The organism is Burkholderia territorii, assembly GCF_001718335.1.
GTDB classification, from domain to species: Bacteria; Pseudomonadota; Gammaproteobacteria; order Burkholderiales; family Burkholderiaceae; genus Burkholderia; species Burkholderia territorii.
In genome coordinates, this window is record NZ_CP013366.1 from 167,340 (window position 1) to 188,780 (window position 21,441).

The following is a 21,441-nucleotide window of genomic DNA, read 5'->3' on the forward strand; positions in this document are numbered from 1 at the left end:
CGTCGTTTTTCGATCATTGAATCGAAATTATCCTTGATCGCTCGTGAGGCGCATCCGCGCCGGCTTTTCGAGGAGCGATGATGGATCACCCGTTTTCAGCCGCTTTAGCCACGTCGGCGCGCCGGCGCGCGTGGGTGCTGGCCGCCGTCTGCATGGCCGCCGTCGCGCTGCCGCTGTCGTTTTCGGGCGGCGCGGTCGCGACGCCCGCGATCGGCCGCGACCTGCACGGCGGCCCGGTCGCGATGAACTGGATCACCAATGCGTTCATGCTCGCGTTCGGCAGTTTCCTGATGGCGGCCGGCGCGCTGGCCGACCAGTTCGGTCGCAAGCGCGTGTTCGCGATCGGTGTCGGCGGCTTCACGCTGATGTCGGTGGCGCTCGCATTCGCGCCGTCGATGCTCGCGGTCGACCTGCTGCGCGCCGCGCAGGGGCTCGCGGCGGCCGCGGCGCTGGCGGGCGGCACGGCCGCGCTCGCGCAGGAGTTCGACGGCGCGGCGCGCACCCGCGCGTTCAGCCTGCTCGGCACGACGTTCGGGATCGGGCTCGCGTTCGGGCCCGTGCTGGCCGGCGCGCTGATCGCGCACTACGGCCGGCGCGCGATCTTCGTCACGGGCGCGGCGGCCGGTGCGTTGTCGCTCGCGTTCGGGCTGCCGCGCATGCACGAGTCGCGCGATCCGCACGCGACCGGGCTCGACTGGCCGGGCACGGCCGCCTTCACCGTCGCGCTGACGCTGTTCACGTTCGGCGTGATCGAGGCGCCCGCGCGCGGCTGGACGCACCCGCTCGTCGTCGCGCTGCTCGCGGGCGCGGCGTTCGGTGCGTGCGCGTTCGTCGCGATCGAGACGCACGTCGCGCGCCCCATGCTCGATCTGTCGCTGTTCCGGATTGCGCGCTTCGTCGGCGTGCAGGTGCTGCCGGTGTCGACCTGCTGCTGCTATATCGTGCTGCTCGTCGTGCTGCCGCTGCGCTTCATCGGCATCGATGGTTTCAGCGAAATCGACGCAGGCTGGCTGATGCTCGCGATCTCCGCGCCGATGCTCGTCGTGCCGCTCGTCGCGGCGACGCTCACGCGCTGGCTATCGGCCGGCGTGATCTCGGGGCTCGGGCTGCTGCTCGCGGCGGCGGGCCTCGTGTGGCTGGGCGTCGCGCTGCGCGGCGGCGCCGGGCCGCAGGCGATCGCGCCGATGCTCGCGATCGGCGTCGGCGCCGGCATGCCGTGGGGGCTGATGGACGGACTGTCGGTCAGCGTCGTGCCGAAGGAGCGCGCGGGGATGGCGACGGGCATCTTCAGCACGACCCGCGTGGCAGGCGAAGGGATCGCGCTTGCGATCGTCGGCGCGGTGCTGGCCACGCTCGTGCACGCCGATTTGCGGCACGCGGCGGCGGGCACGTCCGACGCGGCGTTGCGTGCGGCCGCGCGGCTCGCGACGGGCGATCTCGCCGGCGCGGCCGCCGTGTTGCCGGGTGTCGAGCGCACGGCGCTGCTCGCGAGCTATGCACACGCGTTCGATCGGCTGCTGATCGGGCTTGCCGTCGTCACGGTGCTGTGCGCGGCGGTGGTGTTCGCGTTTCTCGGTGCGAGGCCGGTTGTGCCGGAAGCGGGTGGCGGCGACGGTGAATGTGCGCCTCCCGACGCGCCCGCGCACAGCCGGTCCGAACCGGCTTGCGCGGAGGCAGGCGGGCGGTGAGTGGAGCGTTGCGTTGCCGGGCACGCGTGCCTCGCGCATGGCGCCGGCGTGCTCGAGTTGCGCCGACCCGGTCGACGCATCAGGCGGGCACAAGCGCTCGCAGCGCGTTACCGGGCGATGCGCGCCCGTATTGCTGCGACACCGGCATCGTGCGGCGCACGCGCATCACGCCAGCACGAGCGGCGGTAACCCCGCATCGGTCCGCGCATGCGCACTTCCCACATCGAGGACGCCGGCATCGTGCGGCGCATGCGCATCACGCCAGCACGAGCGGCGGCAACCCCGCATCGGTCCGCGCATGCGCGCTTTCCACATCGACGACCACATAGCGCAGCGCATCGGGCCACAGGTGCGCGCGACTGCCGGCATCTTCATCGATCGACGCGCGCCCTTGCACGAGCCACGTCGTCTGCCGCACGAAATCGACGAACAGCAGCGCGATCGCCGGATTCACGAGCAGGTTGCCGATCGTGTTGAACAGGTTGTTGCCCGCGAAGTCGGGCAGCACGAGCGTGCGGCGATCGGGCAGGTCGACGAGCGGCTCGAACGAACCGTCCGCGCGCGGCTGCCGGCCGCGATACGAGCAGTCGCTGTCGCCCGCGGCGTTCGCGGTCGCGACGATCAGGAATGCCTGTTCATGGATGAACGCGACGGCATCGTCGCCGAGTGGGCCCGGGTCGTTCATGGTTCGGTCGGCGCATGGCCGGTGCGTGCGGATCCGCGTACCGCACGCAAGCGACATGCCATGCGGCGGGCGCGGCGCGCGGCGACGCGCGCGCGAGCACGCTGTGGAAAATCAGAACACCCGCCGCCGCGGCTGTGCCGTCGCGGTGTTCAGAATCGGCACACTCGTTTTGCATGCGCCGGCGCCGCCCGCGGCGGGCGGCCGGACGCACCGCTCCCGTTCCGTCATCGGCCGGTTTGGCACGCATGTTGCGTAAACCGTGCAGCGCGATCCAACCGGCGCTGTATTCACACAAGCACGATGAACAGGAGACATGTATGAACCCGTTTGACCTGAAACAACTGGGCCTCGACGTCGAATATCCGTACCGTCAGCAGTACGACAATTACATCGGCGGCAAGTGGGTTGCGCCGGTGAAGGGCGAGTATTTCGAGAACGTGTCGCCGATCAACGGCAAGCCGTTCTGCCGCGTGCCGCGTTCGGGCGCCGACGACATCGAGGCCGCGCTCGACGCCGCGCATGCCGCGCGCCGCAAGTGGGGCAAGACGTCGGTCGCCGAGCGCGCGAACCTGCTGCTCGCCGCCGCCGACCGGATGGAAAAGAACCTGAAGCTGCTCGCGGTGGCCGAGACGATCGACAACGGCAAGCCGCTGCGCGAAACGATGGCGGCCGACCTGCCGCTCGCGATCGACCACTTCCGCTATTTCGCCGGCTGCATCCGCGCGCAGGAAGGCGGCATTTCCGAGATCGACGACAACACCGTCGCGTATCACTTCCACGAGCCGCTCGGCGTCGTCGGCCAGATCATTCCGTGGAACTTCCCGCTGCTGATGGCCGCATGGAAGCTCGCGCCGGCGCTCGCGGCCGGCTGCTGCGTCGTGATGAAGCCGGCCGAGCAGACGCCCGCGTCGGTGCTGGTGTTGATGGAGCTGATCGGCGACCTGTTCCCGGCCGGCACGATCAACATCGTCAACGGCTTCGGCAAGGAAGCGGGCGAGGCGCTCGCGACCAGCAAGCGCATCGCGAAGATCGCGTTCACCGGCTCGACGCCGGTCGGCAAGCACATCCTGCGCAACGCGGCCGAGAGCCTGATCCCGTCGACGGTCGAACTGGGCGGCAAGAGCCCGAACATCTTCTTCGCCGACGTGCTCGACCAGGACGATGCGTTCCTCGACAAGGCGCTCGAAGGCCTCGCGATGTTCGCGCTGAACCAGGGCGAGGTGTGCACGTGCCCGTCGCGGATCCTGATCCAGGAATCGATCTACGAACGCTTCATCGAGAAGGCCGTCGCGCGCGTCGAGCGCATCAAGGCCGGCCACCCGCTCGACCTGCAGACGATGATCGGCGCGCAGGCGTCGCAGCAGCAGCTCGACAAGATCCTGTCGTACATCGACATCGGCCGCGACGAAGGCGCGCAATGCCTGACGGGCGGCGAGCGCACGGCGCCGGCGGCCGAACTCGGCACGGGCTACTACGTGAAGCCGACGATGCTGCTCGGCAACAACAAGATGCGCGTGTTCCAGGAGGAGATCTTCGGGCCGGTCGCGTCGGTGATGACGTTCAAGGACGAGCAGGAAGCGATCGAACTCGCGAACGACACGTTCTACGGGCTCGGCGCGGGCGTGTGGACGCGCAACGGTACGCGCGCGTACCGGATGGGCCGCGAGATCGAGGCCGGCCGCGTGTGGACCAACTGCTATCACCTGTATCCGGCGCATGCGGCATTCGGCGGCTACAAGCAGTCGGGCATCGGTCGCGAGACGCACAAGATGGCGCTGTCGAACTATCAGCAGACGAAATGCCTGCTGGTCAGCTACCAGGCCGAGGCGCTCGGGTTCTTCTGATCGCCGGCGCGGAGGCGACGTGCCGGCACCGGCCGGGCGGCAGTGCAACGCCGCCCGGTTTGGTGGCCGGTGCCGGACGGCGGCGCATCCTTGGCCGGATTGCGCGTGCAACGTTCGACGGCCGGGCGATGGTTGCCGTGCCGTCGGGCGATGTTCGCGGCCCGGTAGCGTGCCTTCGGCCGACGCGTGCGGCACGTCGCTCATTGCGCCTTTCGTCATTCGATAACGCGGCGTCGGCCCGCGCGTCGCGGGCGGCCCGCTCCGGTAGCGGCCCCGGGCCGTCGCGCGTGACTGTGATCCCGACGGAAACCAGCATGGCAGATCCGCCCCGTTCCTATCCGCGTCACCCGGTGTTCCACGCGGGCGAGCTCGACGCGCAACACCGGTTCGGCGTCGCCGACGAAGCCGAGCGCATGAGCGACGTCGTCACGACGCGGCTGAGCATCGGCGTGCGCCAGTTCGTCGAATCGCAGCCGTTCATGTTCGTCGGCACGACGCACGGCGGCCCGGCGCGCGTGACGTGCGACATCGTGCAGGGCATGCGCGACGCGAACGGCGATCTGTGGCCGGTCGTGCGCGTGATCGACACGAAGACGCTGCGCTTCGCGCTGCCCACGCACGGCGACGGCAACCGGATCGATCCGTTCGCCTGCGACGGCAGCGGCGTCGGGCTGTTGTTCATCGATTTCGTGCGCGGCATCCGCTACCGGATCAACGGCCGCGCGACGTTGCGCGCCGATCTGCCGACGGCGGATGCCGCGCCGTGGCCGTCCGGCAGCCCGATCGTCGAACTGGCGGTCGCGCAGGCATACGGCAACTGCGGCACGCGGGTCGTGCGGCTGCGGCCGGGCGCGTAGCGCGTCGCGGGATCGCCCGCGCCGCGCATGCCGCACTCGCGCGGTGCGTGGCATGCCGCCTCCGGGTGCGCCCTCATGGCGCGCGGCGGCCGCACGGCGTGCAATGACGGGCTTGTCGCCGGACCGCGCGGTTCGGCACGGGACTTGCGTGTGGGACGCGGTTCCGGGCAGGTGAGGAGAACACGATGGGTCAACGAGTGGAGAACAAGGCCGAGCCGACGGCCGAGGACACGCGGTGCAGCGCGCAGGGCGACGACGCGCTCGCCGGCCAGGCCGTGGTCAGCGTCGCGCACGACGCCGACGAGCAGGCGCGCAACCTGATCGGCTGGCGACAGACCTACGACCAGCTCGCGGCCGGCCGCTTCGTCGGCACGCTGACCGAGCTGCCGCTCGACACGATGAAGCTGTTTCGCGAATCGACCAGCCACCTGCTGCGCCAGGCATGCGAGGTGCGCGGCGATGCGTACTGGTTCGGCATCCCGCTCGCCGGCGACGGCACCGCGCGCGTCGATGCGTGCCGCATCGGGCCCGGTGCGCTCGCGTTCCGGCCCGGCAACGTCGAATTCGAACTGCTGACGCCCGCGCAGTTCTCGATCTACGGCGTCGTCGTGCGCGGCGACGTGCTGCGCCGCTACGCGGAGGAAGTCGAACGCCGCGCGCTCGACGAGCGGCTGTTCACGCAGCGCGTGATCCAGGCCGGCGATACGCGGCTCGCGCGCCTGTGCGCGCTGCTTGGCCGCCGGCTCGACGGCGCGGCGGCGGTGGGCGGCCCGTTGCCCGACGCGCAGCGCGACGAGCTGCAGGCCGAGGTGCTGGCCGCGCTGTTCGATGCATGCGCGCAACCGGCCGACGATGGCGCCGGCGGCGCACCGTCGACCCGGCGCTGGATCGTCGAGCAGGCGCGCGACTACGTGCTCGCGCACCGCACGCGTCCGGTCGGCGTGCCCGAGCTGTGCGAACAACTGCACGTGAGCCGGCGCACGCTGCAGTACTGCTTCCAGGACGTGCTCGGCATGGCCCCCGCGACCTACCTGCGCACGCTGCGGTTGAACGGCGCGCGGCGCGATCTGTGCGGCCGGGCGGCCGGCTCGGTGCAGGACGTTGCGGAGGCGTGGGGCTTCTGGCACCTGAGCCAGTTCGCGACCGACTACCGGCGGCTGTTCGGCAAGCGGCCGTCGGAGACGCTGCGCGAGCGCGCGGTGACGGTGGCGGCCGGGTGAGCCGGGCGGCGGCGCGTGGCCGCCGCTGCACGCCCGATCTTGCGGGCGATCGTCGTTGTCTATCCGGATGCAGCCGCCGCGTCGCGCGGCGCAGGCCACGGCACGGCATCCCAGTCGATCGCCCGGTAAGCGGCTTCGACCGCCGCGAGATCGCCCAGTCGCTCGCTGCGGTGCAGTCCGTGCAATTCACCCGGCACGTCGAGCACCACCGGCACGCAGTGCGGATAGTCGCGCACGCGCAGCGCCGGCCCGATCGTCGTGAAACAGCCCAGCGTCGGCACGTCGAAGCCGTCGGCGAGATGCAGCGCCGACGTATCGGGCGCGAACAGCACGCTCGCCCCCTTGACCCAGGCAATGAAGCGGGCCGTATCGGCCGCGTCGCGGCTCACGTCGACGTAGGCCGGATGCGCGACCGGGCCGAAGCCGACGACCGGTAGCCCGTAACGCCGAGCGAGCTGCTCGACGAACGTCGCGAGAAGCGCCGGCGGCACGCTGCGCACCGCGGTGCTCGCGTTCGGGCAGAACAGCACGTACGGCCGCCGCCATTCGGGCGGCAGCGCCGGCAGCAGCAGCCGCGCGAGCCAGCGGTTGCGCTTCGCGGCGGCCGGCACCGTGGCCGGATCGGCGCCGAGCGCGTCGAGGAAGAAGTCGATCATCGGCTGCCGCGCGAATGCGGGCCAGTACAGATGATTGCCGAGATCGATGCATGGCGCGTGCGCCGGCAGTGCATCGGCTGCGTACGGCAACGCACGCGACGGCGCGACGACGTCGGCGGCGAGCGCATACAGCGCGTCGACGTAGCGCGGTGCGCGCGCCGGCCGGTACAGCGTGAAGCGCAAGCCGGGATGCATCGCGCGCAGCGCGGCGAGCGCGGTCAGCCCGATCACCGAGTCGCCGAGCGTGACGCCCATTCCGTTGATCACGTGCACGTCCGACACGCGGTCGTAGTCGAGCCGGAACGGTCGGTGGACGCCGTGCAGCAGCCCGAGCGCGGGCGCGGCCGCCACATGACCGTCAGCCGGGCCGCTGCCGTGCTCGAGGTCGTACGGCGCGACGAGCGTGCCGTCGGGCGCGAGCAGCGTGCCGGGATGGGTGAGCGCGTCGTCGCGCGACAGCGCGAAGCCGGCCACGGCGGTGCGCAGCTCCGCGGTCATGCGCCGCGCGCGCGACGGCCCTGCTCGCGGATCTGCTCGAGCGTCGCGGCCGGCGTGCTGGCGTCTTGCGGGATCCGGATCTCGATCAGCGCCGGCAGCCCGCAGGTCAGTGCGCGCTCGAGTGCCGGCGCGAAGTCGGCGGTGCGCTCGACCGTCTCGCCATGCGCGCCGAATGCGCGCGCATACGCGGCGAAATCGGGATTCGTGAGCCCGGTGCCGTGCACGCGGCCCGGATAGTTGCGCTCCTGATGCATGCGGATCGTGCCGAAATGCCCGTTGTTGACGACGATCGCGATGATGTTCAGCCCATACTGCATCGCGGTCGCGAGCTCGTTGCCGGCCATCATGAAGCAGCCGTCGCCGGCGAGCGCGACCACCGCTCGCGACGGATACAGCGACTTCGCGGCGAGCGCGGCCGGCAGCCCGTAGCCCATCGCGCCGCTGGTCGGCGCGAGCTGCGAGCGGAAGTGCCGGTACGCGAAGTGACGATGCAGCCAGATCGCATAGTTGCCGGCGCCGTTGGTCAGGATTGCGTCGTGCGGCAGGCGCTCTCGCAACTGCACCATCACGTCGCCGAGCTGGACGTCGCCGGGCATCGGCAGCGGCGCATGCCATTCGAGGTAGGCGCGATGCGCATCGGCGGCCGTGCCGGCCCATGCGGGATGTGCCGGCGGGTCGAGCGCGGCGAGCGGCGCCGCGATCTCCGGCATCCCCGACACGATCGGCAGGTCGGCCGCGTACACGCGGCCGAGTTCGTCCGCGCCCTGGTGCACGTGGATCAGCGTCTGGCGCGTCTTCGGGATGTCGAGCAGCGTGTAGCCGCCGGTCGTCGCTTCGCCCAGGCGCGGGCCGAGCACGAGCAGCAGGTCCGCGTCGCGGATCCGCTTGCCGAGCGCGGGATTGATCCCGAGACCGACGTCGCCCGCATAGTTCGGGTGCGCGTTGTCGAAGGTGTCCTGGTAGCGGAAAGCACACGCGACCGGCAGCTGCCAGCGCTCGGCGAAGATGCGCAGGTTCGCGCAGGCCTCGGGCGTCCAGCCGCTGCCGCCGACGATCGCGAACGGCCGTTCGGCGCGTGCGAGCCGTTCGCGCAGCTCGTCGACCTGCGCGGCCGACGGCGACGCCGCGACGCGCTTCGCGGCCGGCACGACCGGTTGCGCCGCGCACGCGTCGGACAGCACGTCCTCCGGCAGCGCGAGCACGACCGGGCCGGGCCGGCCGGACATCGCGACGTGGAATGCATGACTCAGGTATTCGGGAATGCGGCGCGGGTCGTCGATCTGCGCGACCCATTTCGCCATCTGGCCGAACATCCGGCGGTAGTCGATTTCCTGGAAGGCTTCGCGGTCGAGGTGCTCGCGCGCGCACTGGCCGACGAACAGGATCATCGGCGTCGAATCCTGGAACGCGGTGTGCACGCCGATCGACGCGTGGGTCGCGCCGGGGCCGCGCGTGACGAACGCGATGCCGGGTCGGCCGGTCAGCTTGCCGACCGCCTCCGCCATGTTCGCGGCGGCCGCCTCGTGGCGGCAGACGACCGTCTGGATGCGCGCGGTGTCGTCCGCCAGCGCATCGAGTACGGCGAGAAAGCTCTCGCCCGGCACGCAGAACACGCGTTCGACGTGATTGGCGAGCAACGCATCGACGAGCAGTCGCGCGCCGGTGGTGGCGCGCGGCTCGAGATCCTTGGAATGCGACATGGGCTGCCGTCTCCCTGGGTAGCGGGACGTACAGCTTACGCCTGTCGGCCGGGCGCCGGTGCGCCGGCACGCGAAAAGTGCCGGAACGCGGCGAATCGAGCCCGCGACCGGCTTGCGGTTGGCCGGATGGCCGGCTTGTTTGTGGGCTCCCGGCGGGGGAAAGTGAGCGCTACGAATATCGAACGCGGGTTCCTGCTTCGACGGGGGAAGCAGCGATCGCGCGGGACGTCACCGGGAGGTGGTTATGTACACACAGGGATTTACATCGCAGATCGAGTCGTATAATGTACATCCAATGTACATCCGGACGGAGATCGATATGCATACCACGAGGGTATTTCGGAATGGCAACTCGCAGGCGGTGCGAATTCCTGCCGACCTTGCCTATGAGCGCACCGATATCGACCTGGAAATCGAGCGGGTCGGCGACGAGATCCGTATCCGTCCGGCCCGGCGGCCGTTGACTCACGTACTCGAAAAGTTCGCGCAATTCGGGCCGGAGTTCATGGCAGAAGGGCGTGGCGATCACGAACAGGCCGAACGCGAGGGATTGTGATGCCGCGCTACATGCTGGACACCAACATGTGCATTTATCTGATGAGGAATCAGCCCGAGGCGGTCGCGAGGCGATTTGCGCAGTGCTACACGGGGGACGTCGTGATGTCGGCGATCACGTACGCCGAGCTCGAGTACGGCGTTGCCGCATGCGCGAGCCCCGCGCGGGAGCGGCGCAATCTTGCCGCGCTGGTCGACGATATCCCTGTCGCTGCGTTCGACGCGGCGGCCGCGCAAGCGTACGGTCCGGTTCGCGAGGCAACCCGCGAGCGGAAGAAGGACCACCTCGACAAACTGATTGCCGCACATGCGGTGTCGCTCGATGTTGTCCTCGTGACCAACAACGAGCGCGATTTCGTCGGCTATCCCGGGCTGCGGCTGGAGAACTGGCTGAACGATTGATGGCGGCGGTTGCGTCCGGCGGTCATGCGGGATATCGATTCGCCCGCATCCCCGCCGGATCCGGCATCAGCACTCGACGATATTCACCGCGAGCCCACCGCGCGACGTTTCCTTGTACTTCGTCTTCATGTCGGCGCCCGTCTCGCGCATCGTCTTGATCACCGAGTCGAGCGACACATAATGCGAGCCGTCGCCGCGCAGCGCCATGCGCGCCGCATTGACGGCCTTCACCGACGCCATCGCGTTGCGCTCGATGCACGGAATCTGCACCATCCCGCCGACCGGGTCGCAGGTGAGGCCGAGGTTGTGCTCCATCCCGATCTCGGCCGCGTTCTCGACCTGGCGCGGCGTGCCGCCGAGCACGGCCGCGAGCGCGCCGGCCGCCATCGAGCATGCGACGCCCACTTCGCCCTGGCAACCCACTTCCGCACCCGAAATCGACGCGTTGAGCTTGTACAGGATGCCGATCGCGGCGGCCGTGAGCAGGAAGTCGATCACGCCCTGTTCGTTCGCGCCCGGCGTGAAGCGCGTGTAGTAATGCAGCACGGCGGGAATGATGCCGGCCGCGCCGTTGGTCGGCGCGGTGACGACGCGGCCGCCGGCCGCGTTTTCCTCGTTGACCGCGATCGCATACAGGTTGATCCAGTCGACCATCGACAGTGGATCCTGCAGCGCGCGCTCCGGGTGGCCGGTCAGGGCGCGATACAGCTGCGGTGCGCGGCGCTTCACCTGGAACGGGCCGGGCAGGTTGCCGTCGGCGTCCGGATTGCCGATCCCGCAGCCGCGCGACACGCACGACTGCATCACGGCCCAGATCTTCAGCAGGCCGTCGCGTGTCTCTTCCTCGGTGTGCCACGCGCGCTCGTTTTCCCACATCAGCTGCGCGATCGACTTGCCGGTCGACTCGGTCAGCGCGAGCAGCTCCGCGCCGGTGCGGAACGGATGCGTCATCTGCTCGGCCGCGCTCAGCACTTTCGTGTTCGGCGCGCCGGCCGTCACGACGAAACCGCCGCCGACCGACAGGTAAGTGCGCTCGACCAGCACGTTGCCGCTCGCGTCGGACGCGCGCAGCTTCATCCCGTTCGGGTGCTCGGGCAGCGCCTGCCGGTAGAACGCGATGTTCTCCTTCAGCACGAACGGCACCGGGTGCGTGCCGAGCAGCGCGAGCTGCTTCGTCTTGCGGACATCTTCCAGTCGCGCGTCGATCGTGTCGGGATCGACGGTGTCGGGCGCGTCGCCGAGCAGGCCGAGCATCACGCCGCGGTCGGTGCCGTGGCCCTTGCCGGTGGCGCCGAGCGAGCCGTACAACTCGACCTTCACGTTGGCCGTCGCGTCGAGCAAGCCGTCGCGCTCGAGGCCCTGGACGAACATCAGCGCCGCGCGCATCGGTCCGACCGTGTGCGAGCTGGACGGGCCGATGCCGATCTTGAAGAGGTCAAACACGCTGACTGCCATTTCGATTCCTGCCTTGCTTTGAGAATAGTGCTATCGCGCCTGCAATGGCAGGCACGCGGCCAGCCATGCGGGCGGCATGGGGGAGAGCTGCCGCGCGACGCGGGCATAGCGCCCGTCGAGCCGCGCGGCCAGATGAAAGAGTTCGGTGGCGTTTTTCGGGTCCCACTGCCCCGTGTAGCCGGGCAAGCCGGCCTCGCGGCGCTTCGCGTCGAACGGCACCGGCGAATTCACGAATTCCTCGTGCGTTTTTTCGCCGAGCGCGTACGGCACGAGCCAGTCGAGCGCGGCCGCGAGCGTCGCGCCGTTCGCGCCGCGCTCGCGCAGCCAGTTGCGGTTGAAGCGGCGCGCGGCGAGCGCGGCCGTCACGAGCGGCTGCAGGTCGTACACCGCGTAGTGCAGCGCGTCGCGTTCCTCGAAATCCCAGGTCTTGCCGTCCGGGCCGATGTTGTCGGCAAGATGCTCGACGAACAGCCGCTGCGCGGCATTCATCATCTTGCGATCGCCGAGCGTGAACGCGGACAGCGCGATCAGCTTGATCCGGTGGCTCTGCCAGTTGTTGCGCCACGTGCCGGCGAGCGGCCGCTTCTGCGCGTCGATCTGCGCGACGTAACCGGCGCCGAGCTTCGCGATGAACGCCGCCGTCGCGTTGCGGGTCTTGACCGGCAGCGCGCTCGCCGTCATGTCGTACGCGACGATCAGGCTGTCGAAGCGCGTCTCGTCGATCGGATTGAAGCTCGGCTGATAGGTGGAGACCCACGCGGACAGGAAACGGTCGACGAGCTGCAGATAGCGCGGCGCGTTCGTCACGCGCCACGCCAGCGCGGCGTCGCGCATCAGTTCCATGTCCTTCAGCGCTTCGGCGCTCTGGTCGTAGATGCCTTCGTGCGGCAGCGTGCCCTCGGTGTGCACGCGCGCCATCGCCTTCGGCTGCTCGCCGATGCGCGCGTCGACGCTGCGGATCAGCGCCTGCACGCCGGGCTCCGCCTGCGTCGTCTCGCTCGCCTGCAGCGCGGGCGCCGCGCAGAAATTCATCGCCGCACGCGCGCAGCCCGCCGTGCCGAGACCGGCTGCGGCAAGCGACAGCGACGCGACGAGCAGCGGCACGAAGCGGCGCGTGCGCGGCTGCGCGTGCGTTGCACCATGGCCCGGAAACATCGGACGCACCATGCGGAACTCCTTGATTGGCTTGATCGCGTGTGATGTTAGCCGGATTGGCGGGCAAACGTGAATCGATCGGACGGGCGGCGCACGCAAAAACCGCACGCAACCGGCGGTTGCGTGCGGTGTGGTCATGGCCGGACTCCGATGCGTGGCGCGCGTTATGCGTATTCCGACACCGGCACGCACGAGCAGAACAGGTTGCGGTCGCCGTACGCGTTGTCCGCACGGCCGACCGGCGGCCAGTACTTGTTCGTGCCGAGCGATGCGACCGGGTACGCGGCCTGCTCGCGCGAGTACGCGTGCGGCCATTCGTTCGCGGTGACGACGGCCGCAGTGTGCGGCGCATGGCGCAGCGGGTTGTCCTCGCGATCGGCGCGGCCTTCCTCGACCGCGCGGATTTCCTCGCGGATCGCGATCATCGCGGCGATGAAGCGGTCGAGTTCTTCCTGCGATTCCGATTCGGTCGGCTCGACCATCAGCGTGCCAGGCACCGGGAAGCTCATCGTCGGCGCGTGGAAGCCGTAGTCCATCAGGCGCTTCGCGACGTCGTCGACGCTGATGCCGCTGGTTTCCTTGAGCGGACGCAGGTCGAGAATGCACTCGTGCGCGACCAGCCCGCCCGGGCCCGAATACAGCACCGGGTAGTGCGGCGCGAGACGCTTCGCGATGTAGTTCGCGTTGAGGATCGCGGTTTCGGTGGCAGCCGTCAGGTTCTTCGCGCCCATCATCGCGATGTACATCCACGAGATCGGCAGGATCGACGCCGAGCCATACGGCGCGGCCGACACCGCGCCGATGCCGTCTTCGCCGCGTGCATAGCCAGTCGAACGCTGGTTCGGCAGGAACTTCGCGAGGTGCGCGCCGACCGCGACCGGGCCGACGCCCGGGCCGCCGCCGCCGTGCGGGATGCAGAACGTCTTGTGCAGGTTCAGGTGCGACACGTCGCCGCCGAACTGGCCCGGCGCGGTCAGACCGACCATCGCGTTCATGTTCGCGCCGTCGACGTACACCTGGCCGCCGTGCGCGTGCACGATCTCGCAGATTTCGCGCACGTTCTGCTCAAACACGCCGTGCGTCGACGGATACGTGATCATGATCGCCGCGAGGTCGTTCGCGTGCTGCTCGGCCTTCGCCTTCAGGTCGGCGATGTCGACGTTGCCCTGCGCGTCGCATGCGACGACCACGACCTTCATGCCGGCCATGTGCGCGGATGCCGGGTTCGTGCCGTGCGCGGATGCGGGGATCAGGCACACGTCGCGATGCGCTTCGCCGCGCGACGCGTGATACGCGTGGATGATCAGCAGGCCCGCGTATTCGCCTTGCGAGCCGGCGTTCGGCTGCAGCGACACGGCCGCGTAGCCGGTGGCCGCGACGAGCATCTGCTCGAGCTGGTCGATCATCTCGCGGTAGCCGACGGTCTGCTCGGCCGGCGCGAGCGGATGGATGCGGCCGAATTCTGGCCACGTGACCGGCAGCATTTCCGACGTCGCGTTCAGCTTCATCGTGCACGAGCCGAGCGGGATCATCGAGCGGTCGAGCGCGAGATCCTTGTCCGACAGGCTGCGCAGGTAGCGCAGCATTTCCGTTTCGGAATGGTGGCGGTTGAACACGTGGTGCGTGAGGTACGCGCTCGTGCGTTCGAGGCCGGCCGGCAGCGCCGCGGCGCCGCCGAGGCCCGCGTCCAGCGCGTCGACGGACGGCGCCGTGCCGCCCGCGGCCTGCGCGAACACGGCGAGCAGGTCGGCGAGATCGTCGCGGGTCGTCGTTTCGTCGACCGACACGCCGACTTGCGTGTCGCTCACGCGGCGCAGGTTGATGCGCTTGCTCTTCGCGAACTCGTGGACCTGCGCGGTGTGCGCGCCGGTTTCGATCGTCAGCGTGTCGAAGAACGTGTCGTTGACGGTCGCGAAGCCGAGCTGCTTCACGCCGGCGGCGAGCAGCGCCGCGATGCGGTTCACGCGCAGCGCGATCGTCTTCAGGCCGTGCGGGCCGTGATAGACCGCGTACATGCTGGCCATGATCGCGAGCAGCGCCTGCGCGGTACACACGTTCGACGTCGCCTTCTCGCGGCGAATGTGCTGTTCGCGGGTCTGCAGCGCGAGACGCAGCGCGGGCTTGCCCTGCGCGTCGACGGTCACGCCGACGAGGCGGCCCGGCATCTGGCGCTTGAATTCGTCACGCACGGCCATGTACGCGGCGTGCGGGCCGCCGAAGCCCATCGGCACGCCGAAGCGCTGCGTGTTGCCGACCGCGACGTCCGCGCCCCATTCGCCGGGCGGCGTCAGCACGGTCAGCGCGAGCAGGTCGGCCGCGACGACGACATGGCCGCCGGCCGCGTGGATTGCTTCGGTGAGCGCGCGGTAGTCGCGCACGTCGCCGTTCACGCCCGGGTACTGGAGCAGCACGCCGAACGCGTTGGCCTGCGCGGCGTCGGCCGCCGGGCCCGTCTTGACCTCGATGCCGATCGGCAGCGCGCGCGTGCGGACCACTTCGAGGGTTTGCGGCAGCACGTCGTCGGCGACGTAGAACACGTTCGACGCCGGCTTGCCGGTGCGCTGCAGCAGCGTCATCGCTTCGGCCGCAGCCGTTGCTTCGTCGAGCAGCGACGCGTTCGAGATCGCGAGGCCCGTCAGGTCGGCGACCATCTGCTGGAAGTTCAGGAGCGCCTCGAGGCGCCCCTGGGAAATTTCGGGCTGGTACGGCGTGTAGGCCGTGTACCACGCCGGGTTTTCGAGCACGTTGCGCAGGATCACGGCCGGCGTGTGCGAGTCGTAATAGCCCTGGCCGATATACGAGCGGAACACCTGGTTCTTGTCCGCGAGCGCGCGCAGCGCGGCGAGGGCTTCGGCCTCGCTCTTCGGTTGCGCGAACGGGCCGAGCGGCAGCGGTTCGGCGCGGCGGATCGAGGCCGGGATCACGGCGTCGATCAGGGCGGCGCGCGACGCGAAGCCGAGCGTGTCGAGCATGGCCTGCTGGCTGGCGGCATCGGGGCCGATGTGGCGTTCTGCGAACGCGTCGTGCGTTTCGAGCGCGGCGAGCGAGAGGGGCGTGCGGTTCATCAGGCGGTCCGGGTGTTCGAGCTTCATGGCGTGACTCTGGTCCCGCGCGGGCCGCCTGGGCGGCCGCGCGCGGTTCGGGTAGGGAAAATTAGTCGATCAGCTTGCTGTACGCGTCGGCGTCGATCAGCTTGTCGGTCGATGCGCCGGCCGCGAGCTTGATCTTGAAGAGCCACGTGCCGTATGCGTCGCTGTTGACTGCTTCCGGCGAGTCGGCGGCTTCTTCGTTGATGGCGATGACTTCGCCGGACACCGGCGAGTAGATGTCGGATGCCGCCTTCACCGATTCGACGACGCCGACGGCGTCGCCCGCGTTCACCGACTTGCCGACTTGCGGCAGTTCGAGGAAGACGATGTCGCCGAGCGTGCTCTGCGCGTGATCGGTGATGCCGACCGTCAGCGTGCCGTCTGCTTCGGTGCGGATCCACTCGTGTTCGTCGGTGTACTTCAGATCGGCCGGGACGTTGCTCATCGGATGCTCCTGGATAAAAGGGTGTGTTCGTTATGCTTGGCGCGCCGCCGGGGCGCGCCGGGTGTGGTTGCGCCGGGCGCCATTTCCCGGCTTCCCGGGAAGCGGCCTCCCGGTCGCCTCCCGATCGTTACGCAGCGAGGACCTTGCCGTTGCGCACGAACGGCAGTTTTACCACGCGCGCGGGAAGTTGCTTGTCTCGAATCTGCACATGAACGATGTCGCCGATCTGGACGGCCGTCGGCACGCGCGCGAACGCGATCGATTCCTGCATCGACGGCGAGAACGTGCCGCTCGTGATCTCGCCTTCGCCGTGCGGCGTGACGACCTTCTGATGGGCGCGCAGCACGCCGCCCGCCTTGCCGTTTTCCTTCTGGAGAATCAGGCCGACGAACGCGGCGCGCGAGCCGTCGCGCTCTAGCGCGGCGCGGCCGACGAACTCGCGCGGCGCGGACAGGTCGACCGTCCACGCGAGGCCCGCGTCGAGCGGGGATACCGTGTCGTCCATGTCCTGGCCGTACAGGTTCATGCCGGCCTCGAGACGCAGCGTGTCGCGCGCGCCGAGCCCGCACGGGCGCACGCCGTTTTGCTGCAGCGCGTTCCACAGCGCCTCGACGTGCACGGCCGGGACGATCACTTCGAAGCCGTCCTCGCCGGTGTAGCCGGTGCGCGCGACGGTGAGATCGCCGAACGGCGTGCCGGCGACCTGCGCGGCATTGAACGGCTTCAGTTCGCTGGTCGCGGCACGTGCGGCGGGCACCGTCTTCCAGACCTTTTCACGGGCGTTCGGGCCCTGCACGGCGACGATCGCGAAATCGCGGCGCGGCGCGATGGTCAGGCCGTAGCCGCCTTGTTCGTTGAGCTGGTTGAACCACGCGATGTCCTTCTCGGCCGTGCCAGCGTTGACGACGACGCGGAAGAATTCTTCGGTGAAGTAATAGACGATCAGGTCGTCGACGACGCCGCCCTGCGGATTGAGCAGGCACGAGTAGAGCGCCTTGCCGGCCGTCTTGAGCTTGCCGACGTTGTTGGCGATCGCGTGTTCGAAGAACGCGCGCACGCGGCTGCCGGTGAAGTCGACGACGCACATGTGCGACACGTCGAACATGCCGGCGTCGGTGCGCACGGCTTCGTGTTCTTCGATCTGCGAGCCGTAGTTGACGGGCATGTCCCAGCCGCCGAAGTCGACCATGCGGGCATTGAGCGCGCGGTGCGCGGCGTTGAGCGGGGTTTGATTCAGTGCAGTCATCGAGGCCTCAGGCAAGGCGCTTGCGCGCGGGTCAGAACGGCCATGTGCCGACCGTCGCGGCCATGGGCCTGCGAGCGATGCGATACATGCCCCTCTGTCCTCGATACCTGAGAGATTGCGCCGCGGCCACGAGCCGGCGAACGCGCGCCCCTTCGGTGGGCAGCCTGCCCGCGCTGCATCTGCGCAACGGGCTACTGCCGCTCTCCAGAGTGCGGGGAGTGCGGTCCGCGCGAAGCGCGGACGGGAATCCCCGACGCGGTCGGTCCTTTTGCCTGAGAGTTTGCGGGTGTGCCCCTTCGGCGGCGCAACCGGCGTTGCTGATAGCGAACTACGCGGTCACACGCTCTCCCGACGCGTGCGGGCGACTGTACGCGAGCGGGTGGGCATTGTCAATTTGCGCAAAAGAATGTCGCTTCGCGACAAGCGGCGGCGCGGGATCGCCGCCGCTTCCGCCGGCGCGGCGGGCGCCGGCATGGCCGGTATTACTCGCCGATCGCGCGCGCGGCCGTGTCGAGTTCCTGGTTCAGCACGCGCTGCTCGTCGCCGGACAGGCCGCCGTTGTGCTGCGCCGACATGTCGTTCGCTTCCTGGCGGATCACGTCGAGCCGGTGGTGCAGCTGCGCGCCGTACGGCGGCGGGTAGTAGCCGCCGTTGACGCGAGCGTCGATCCGGCGGTGCAGGTTGTCGATCCGGCCCTGGACCTCCTGCAGACGGTCGTTCGCGACGACCTGCGGATTCGGCCGCGGGGGCGGGGGTGCCTGTCGGGCCGGTCGCTGCGGCTGCACGATACAGGCCGCGAGCGAGGAAACCAGGACGCAGCATGCCGCTGCGCGAATCAACCGTTGCATCACATTCTCCTGACGGTTTGGTGTCGGATCGACTTTTTGAGAAACGCATCAGACCGGGCGAGCGCTGACTTTCGTTCCCGCACCATTTGTAACGGAATGTTCGGGATCGCCGGTCGCGGCGGCTGACGCGTGCCGCTGCCGGGCGCTGGCGGCCGCTGGCGCGGCGCGCGGGGCGGCCGAGGCCGGGGCGGCACCGACCCGGCCGGGGGGCCGTCAGACGGTGCGGCGCACGAATGGTACCCGGCGGCCATCGTGCTCGCTTTGCGCGGCGAGCTCGATGATCGTCATCACGTCGACGGCATCCTGCGGCGTGACGGGGAACGCCGCGCCGTCGTGGACCGACGCGGCGAGCGCGCGATAGAACTCCGCGTACTGGCCATCGAGCGTCGGCACCGGCCGCTCGACCTCGACTTCGCCGTCGAGCACGCGCAGCACGCCGGGCGGGTTACCGCCGCCGAACTCGACGTGGTCCGGCGTGAGGCCGGCCTTCAACTGGTCTTCCTGCGTGTCGAGCCCGAACTTTTGGTAGCTGCCGCGCGTGCCGTGCAGCGTGAAGCGCGCGGGCTCGATCGCCGAAAGCGCGCTCGCGTGCAGCGCGACGTCCTTGTCCGGATAGCCGAGCAGCAGATGCACGAAATCGGGCGCCGTGCCGTTGTCGCGGCGCGTCTTGACCGTGGCGCTGACCGTTTCCGGCAGCCCGAACAGCGCGAGCGCCTGGTCGATCAGGTGCGGGCCGAGGTCGAGCAGCAGGCCGCCGCCGCGAGCGGGCTCCTCGCGCCAGCGCGTGCGCGGGGTCGGCCGGAAGCGGTCGAAGTGCGACGCGAAATACGTGAGCCGGCCGAGTTCGCCGGATTCGACGATGCGCCGCACGGTGAGGAAGTCGCCGTCCCAGCGGCGATTGTGGAACGGCGCGAACAGGCGGCTGCGCGCGTTCGCGAGCCGCGCGAGCGCGAGTGCTTCGTCGGCCGTGAGCGTGACGGGTTTGTCGACGACGACGTGGCGGCCGGCTTCGAGCACCTGGCGCGCGAGCGTGAAGTGCGTGTCGTTCGGCGTGGCGATCACCACGCAGTCGATGTCGTCGAGGGCGAGCAGCGTGTCGAGATCGGGGACGATGCGTGCGCCCGGATACGCGGCGCGCGCGCGATCGGGCTGCCCCGTCGCGATCGCGGCGATCTCGGTGCGACCGCTCGCGGCTATCACGGGCGCGTGGAACGTCGCACCGGCGAAACCGAAACCCATCAAACCAATCCTGAGCAATGACGACATGGCAATCCTTGGCTGCGTACGAAGGGAGCAAAGCGCTGCGGCCACCGGCCGCGCGGACGGCTATTGTGGCACGGCGGCACGCGCGCGAGCGGGCGTTGGCCGAACGGTCAGGGAACCGGTGCGCGCGACCCTGACCGAATGGCCGGCCATGTGCCGACCGGTGCGCGAATCCGACACAATGGGAGCCGTTTCGACGCGTGTCGCGCGTCGCCTGCTTGCCTCGTTACCGGATCGAAACCATGGGATATCCGCTTGCCACCGCCGCGCTGGGCCCGTTGCTGCTGTTGCAGGGGCGGCGCGTGCGCCGCGTCACGCCACGGCTTGCCGAGGCGGCGGGCCCGCGCAACGGCACGGCCGGCGAAGGCCCGCCGCTGCGCGTGCTGGTGCTGGGGGATTCGGCTGCCGCGGGCGTCGGTATCGCGTCGCAGCGCGACGCGCTGTCGGGGCAGCTCGCCCGCGCGCTTGCGGCATCGCACCGCGTGAGCTGGACATTGCTGGCGCGCACCGGGCTGACCGCCGAGGAGCTGGTCGACTGGCTTGCCGCCGAGCCGGCGCGGCCGTTCGATGCGGCGGTCACGTCGCTCGGCGTGAACGACGTGACGGGCGGCGTGTCGCCGGCGCGCTGGCGCGCCGCGCAGGCGGCGCTCGTCGACCTGCTCGCCGCGCGGTTCGGGGTTGCGCACGTGATCCTGTCGGCGGTGCCGCCGATCGAGCGCTTTCCGGCGCTGCCGCAGCCTCTTGCCTGGTATCTCGGCCTGCGCGCGAGGCGGCTCAACGCGACGCTCGCCGAGTGGGCCGCGACGCAGCCGCGCTGTACGTTCCTGTGCGTCGCGCTGCCGCTCGAGCCGCACCTGATGGCGGCGGACGGCTTTCATCCCGGCGCGGCGGCGTGCGCCGCCTGGGCCGCACAGGCCGCCGACGCGCTCAGGCAGCGCCTTGGCGCGTGACGGCGCGCCGCGAGCGAATCGTCAGCGGGTGCGGTTCATGCGGATCACGCCGTCGGTGCCCGTCTCGAAGCTCACCTGCCGCGCGAACGACGGATGCTGCGCGACGAGCTCGTCGCCCATCGCGAACCAGGTGTAGCCGAGCGTCTTCAGATAGTCGAGCAGCGCGGCGCGCTTTTCCGAGAACCATTCGAGGTTCCAGGCCTCGAGCAGCAGCGGCGGGAAGCCGTGCCGTTCGAGAAACGCCGTGCCGCCCTTGAGCACGTCGAGCTCGAGCCCTTCGACGTCGATCTTGATCAGCGAGGGCGACTTCGGGAAGTTCAGCGTGTCGAGGCGGGCGATCGGCACGTCGCTCGGCTGCTGGCTCGCGACGGTCTCGACCGAATTGCGGCGCATGTTGAACTGCTCGTCGAGCGAGAAGCCGCCGATGTTGATCGAGCGCGAATAGTCGATCGCGGGCAGCGGGATGATGCCGTCCTGGTTGCCGATCGCGACGTTGAACGCGTGCACGTTCTCGAGCCGGTTCAGGAACACGTTGCCGCACAGCTGGTAATAGACGATGCGCTGCGGCTCGAACGCGTAGACCATGCCGCCCTGCGCGGCGATGCTCTTGGCGACCGGCACCGCGTACGCGCCGAGATTCGCGCCGATGTCGAGGACCAGCGGCGCTTCCTCGTTCGCGTAGAACATCTGGCTGATGGTCAGCAGCGACGCGTCCCAGGAGCCGTTGTAATAGAGATTCGCCGAAATCGCGTCCCGGGTCGCGAACAGCAGGTAATCGGCGTGGTCGGTCTTGACGAGGTTGACTCTGGGTAGCATGGCGCGTGATGTCAGGGTTGTCGGGCGAAGAAGACGAAGGGGACGAAGAGGGCGGCGTGCGTGCATCGC

General features: G+C 69.6%; 18 protein-coding genes and 2 riboswitches. Of the genes, 7 read left to right on the top strand and 11 right to left on the bottom strand.

Translation table 11 applies throughout. From position 1 onward, the window contains the following. Window positions 1–80 precede the first annotated feature (80 nt). On the top strand, window positions 81–1,688 hold the full coding sequence (locus WS51_RS11480) for an MFS transporter (protein WP_069229226.1): 1,608 nt from the start codon (window positions 81–83) through the stop codon (window positions 1,686–1,688). A 256-nt stretch (window positions 1,689–1,944) separates the two neighbouring features. Here the strand turns inward: WS51_RS11480 and WS51_RS11485 are convergent, their stop codons facing one another. Further along, complete coding sequence (locus WS51_RS11485; protein WP_059505550.1) at window positions 1,945–2,373, bottom strand: pyridoxamine 5'-phosphate oxidase family protein; 429 nt, start codon at window positions 2,371–2,373, stop codon at window positions 1,945–1,947. Between the two features lie 317 nt (window positions 2,374–2,690). On the opposite strand from WS51_RS11485, the gene exaC reads away from it, so the two are divergent. From exaC to WS51_RS11500, 3 genes are all read left to right on the top strand, one after another. Then, the gene (gene exaC, locus WS51_RS11490; RefSeq protein WP_059505548.1) at window positions 2,691–4,217 is read left to right on the top strand and encodes an acetaldehyde dehydrogenase ExaC; all 1,527 of its coding nucleotides are present in this window, start codon (window positions 2,691–2,693) and stop codon (window positions 4,215–4,217) included. A gap of 314 nt (window positions 4,218–4,531) precedes the next feature. Then, complete coding sequence (locus tag WS51_RS11495) at window positions 4,532–5,074, top strand: hypothetical protein (protein WP_059505545.1); 543 nt, start codon at window positions 4,532–4,534, stop codon at window positions 5,072–5,074. Between the two features lie 185 nt (window positions 5,075–5,259). Next, window positions 5,260–6,294 carry a helix-turn-helix domain-containing protein gene (locus WS51_RS11500; RefSeq protein WP_059452597.1) on the top strand — a complete coding sequence of 345 codons (1,035 nt, stop codon included), beginning with the start codon at window positions 5,260–5,262 and terminating at the stop codon, window positions 6,292–6,294. 59 nt (window positions 6,295–6,353) lie between these two features. Here WS51_RS11500 and WS51_RS11505 read toward each other — a convergent pair whose 3' ends face one another. Both WS51_RS11505 and WS51_RS11510 read right to left on the bottom strand, forming a co-directional pair. Next, window positions 6,354–7,448 carry a glycosyltransferase family protein gene (locus WS51_RS11505; RefSeq protein ID WP_069229227.1) on the bottom strand — a complete coding sequence of 365 codons (1,095 nt, stop codon included), beginning with the start codon at window positions 7,446–7,448 and terminating at the stop codon, window positions 6,354–6,356. Further along, window positions 7,445–9,148 carry a thiamine pyrophosphate-binding protein gene (locus tag WS51_RS11510; protein ID WP_060339582.1) on the bottom strand — a complete coding sequence of 568 codons (1,704 nt, stop codon included), beginning with the start codon at window positions 9,146–9,148 and terminating at the stop codon, window positions 7,445–7,447. Before WS51_RS11510 ends, WS51_RS11505 begins: the two co-directional genes overlap by 4 nt. 319 nt (window positions 9,149–9,467) lie before the next feature. On the opposite strand from WS51_RS11510, the gene vapB reads away from it, so the two are divergent. Continuing rightward, window positions 9,468–9,704 (top strand): type II toxin-antitoxin system VapB family antitoxin, encoded by a 237-nt coding sequence (vapB, locus tag WS51_RS11515; RefSeq protein ID WP_059792083.1) that lies wholly within the window; start codon window positions 9,468–9,470, stop codon window positions 9,702–9,704. Continuing rightward, window positions 9,704–10,105, top strand: a complete 402-nt coding sequence (locus WS51_RS11520; RefSeq protein WP_059505538.1) for a type II toxin-antitoxin system VapC family toxin — start codon at window positions 9,704–9,706, stop codon at window positions 10,103–10,105. Before vapB ends, WS51_RS11520 begins: the two co-directional genes overlap by 1 nt. Before the next feature lie 66 nt (window positions 10,106–10,171). On the opposite strand, the gene WS51_RS11525 is transcribed toward WS51_RS11520, so the two are convergent. The 7 genes from WS51_RS11525 to WS51_RS11555 all read right to left on the bottom strand — a co-directional run bounded on the left by WS51_RS11525 (window position 10,172) and on the right by WS51_RS11555 (window position 19,609). Beyond that, on the bottom strand, window positions 10,172–11,560 hold the full coding sequence (locus WS51_RS11525; RefSeq protein ID WP_059465050.1) for an L-serine ammonia-lyase: 1,389 nt from the start codon (window positions 11,558–11,560) through the stop codon (window positions 10,172–10,174). A gap of 30 nt (window positions 11,561–11,590) precedes the next feature. Continuing rightward, complete coding sequence (locus WS51_RS11530) at window positions 11,591–12,727, bottom strand: alginate lyase family protein (RefSeq protein ID WP_059452601.1); 1,137 nt, start codon at window positions 12,725–12,727, stop codon at window positions 11,591–11,593. Between the two features lie 152 nt (window positions 12,728–12,879). After that, complete coding sequence (gene gcvP, locus WS51_RS11535; protein WP_069229228.1) at window positions 12,880–15,807, bottom strand: aminomethyl-transferring glycine dehydrogenase; 2,928 nt, start codon at window positions 15,805–15,807, stop codon at window positions 12,880–12,882. 61 nt (window positions 15,808–15,868) lie between these two features. After that, window positions 15,869–16,249 carry a glycine cleavage system protein GcvH gene (gene gcvH / locus WS51_RS11540; RefSeq protein WP_059505529.1) on the bottom strand — a complete coding sequence of 127 codons (381 nt, stop codon included), beginning with the start codon at window positions 16,247–16,249 and terminating at the stop codon, window positions 15,869–15,871. Window positions 16,250–16,376: 127 nt separating this feature from the next. Beyond that, a complete protein-coding gene (gene gcvT, locus WS51_RS11545; protein ID WP_069229229.1) occupies window positions 16,377–17,495 on the bottom strand; it encodes a glycine cleavage system aminomethyltransferase GcvT in 1,119 nt (372 codons plus the stop codon). Window positions 17,496–17,579: 84 nt separating this feature from the next. Next, window positions 17,580–17,713: riboswitch (glycine riboswitch) on the bottom strand. Window positions 17,714–17,745: 32 nt separating this feature from the next. Then, a riboswitch (glycine riboswitch) is annotated at window positions 17,746–17,856 on the bottom strand. Between the two features lie 121 nt (window positions 17,857–17,977). Further along, a complete protein-coding gene (locus WS51_RS11550; RefSeq protein WP_059452605.1) occupies window positions 17,978–18,343 on the bottom strand; it encodes a hypothetical protein in 366 nt (121 codons plus the stop codon). A gap of 213 nt (window positions 18,344–18,556) precedes the next feature. Continuing rightward, window positions 18,557–19,609: an oxidoreductase gene (locus WS51_RS11555; RefSeq protein WP_060128228.1), complete on the bottom strand. Its 1,053-nt coding sequence runs from the start codon at window positions 19,607–19,609 to the stop codon at window positions 18,557–18,559. A gap of 239 nt (window positions 19,610–19,848) precedes the next feature. On the opposite strand from WS51_RS11555, the gene WS51_RS11560 reads away from it, so the two are divergent. Beyond that, on the top strand, window positions 19,849–20,556 hold the full coding sequence (locus tag WS51_RS11560) for an SGNH/GDSL hydrolase family protein (protein ID WP_069229230.1): 708 nt from the start codon (window positions 19,849–19,851) through the stop codon (window positions 20,554–20,556). A 21-nt stretch (window positions 20,557–20,577) separates the two neighbouring features. On the opposite strand, the gene WS51_RS11565 is transcribed toward WS51_RS11560, so the two are convergent. Then, window positions 20,578–21,372: an FkbM family methyltransferase gene (locus WS51_RS11565; RefSeq protein WP_059505520.1), complete on the bottom strand. Its 795-nt coding sequence runs from the start codon at window positions 21,370–21,372 to the stop codon at window positions 20,578–20,580. Window positions 21,373–21,441 lie beyond the last annotated feature (69 nt).

Coding starts and splice junctions, on each gene's coding strand:
- WS51_RS11555 (WP_060128228.1), bottom strand. CDS start 19,609: ATGTCGTCATTGCTCAGGATTGGTTTGATGGGTTTCGGTTTCGCCGGT.
- WS51_RS11495 (WP_059505545.1), top strand. CDS start 4,532: ATGGCAGATCCGCCCCGTTCCTATCCGCGTCACCCGGTGTTCCACGCG.
- exaC (WP_059505548.1), top strand. CDS start 2,691: ATGAACCCGTTTGACCTGAAACAACTGGGCCTCGACGTCGAATATCCG.
- WS51_RS11550 (WP_059452605.1), bottom strand. CDS start 18,343: ATGCAACGGTTGATTCGCGCAGCGGCATGCTGCGTCCTGGTTTCCTCG.
- WS51_RS11530 (WP_059452601.1), bottom strand. CDS start 12,727: ATGGTGCGTCCGATGTTTCCGGGCCATGGTGCAACGCACGCGCAGCCG.
- WS51_RS11520 (WP_059505538.1), top strand. CDS start 9,704: ATGCCGCGCTACATGCTGGACACCAACATGTGCATTTATCTGATGAGG.
- vapB (WP_059792083.1), top strand. CDS start 9,468: ATGCATACCACGAGGGTATTTCGGAATGGCAACTCGCAGGCGGTGCGA.
- WS51_RS11565 (WP_059505520.1), bottom strand. CDS start 21,372: ATGCTACCCAGAGTCAACCTCGTCAAGACCGACCACGCCGATTACCTG.
- WS51_RS11560 (WP_069229230.1), top strand. CDS start 19,849: ATGGGATATCCGCTTGCCACCGCCGCGCTGGGCCCGTTGCTGCTGTTG.
- gcvT (WP_069229229.1), bottom strand. CDS start 17,495: ATGACTGCACTGAATCAAACCCCGCTCAACGCCGCGCACCGCGCGCTC.
- WS51_RS11485 (WP_059505550.1), bottom strand. CDS start 2,373: ATGAACGACCCGGGCCCACTCGGCGACGATGCCGTCGCGTTCATCCAT.
- gcvH (WP_059505529.1), bottom strand. CDS start 16,249: ATGAGCAACGTCCCGGCCGATCTGAAGTACACCGACGAACACGAGTGG.
- WS51_RS11500 (WP_059452597.1), top strand. CDS start 5,260: ATGGGTCAACGAGTGGAGAACAAGGCCGAGCCGACGGCCGAGGACACG.
- WS51_RS11510 (WP_060339582.1), bottom strand. CDS start 9,148: ATGTCGCATTCCAAGGATCTCGAGCCGCGCGCCACCACCGGCGCGCGA.
- WS51_RS11505 (WP_069229227.1), bottom strand. CDS start 7,448: ATGACCGCGGAGCTGCGCACCGCCGTGGCCGGCTTCGCGCTGTCGCGC.
- gcvP (WP_069229228.1), bottom strand. CDS start 15,807: ATGAAGCTCGAACACCCGGACCGCCTGATGAACCGCACGCCCCTCTCG.
- WS51_RS11480 (WP_069229226.1), top strand. CDS start 81: ATGGATCACCCGTTTTCAGCCGCTTTAGCCACGTCGGCGCGCCGGCGC.
- WS51_RS11525 (WP_059465050.1), bottom strand. CDS start 11,560: ATGGCAGTCAGCGTGTTTGACCTCTTCAAGATCGGCATCGGCCCGTCC.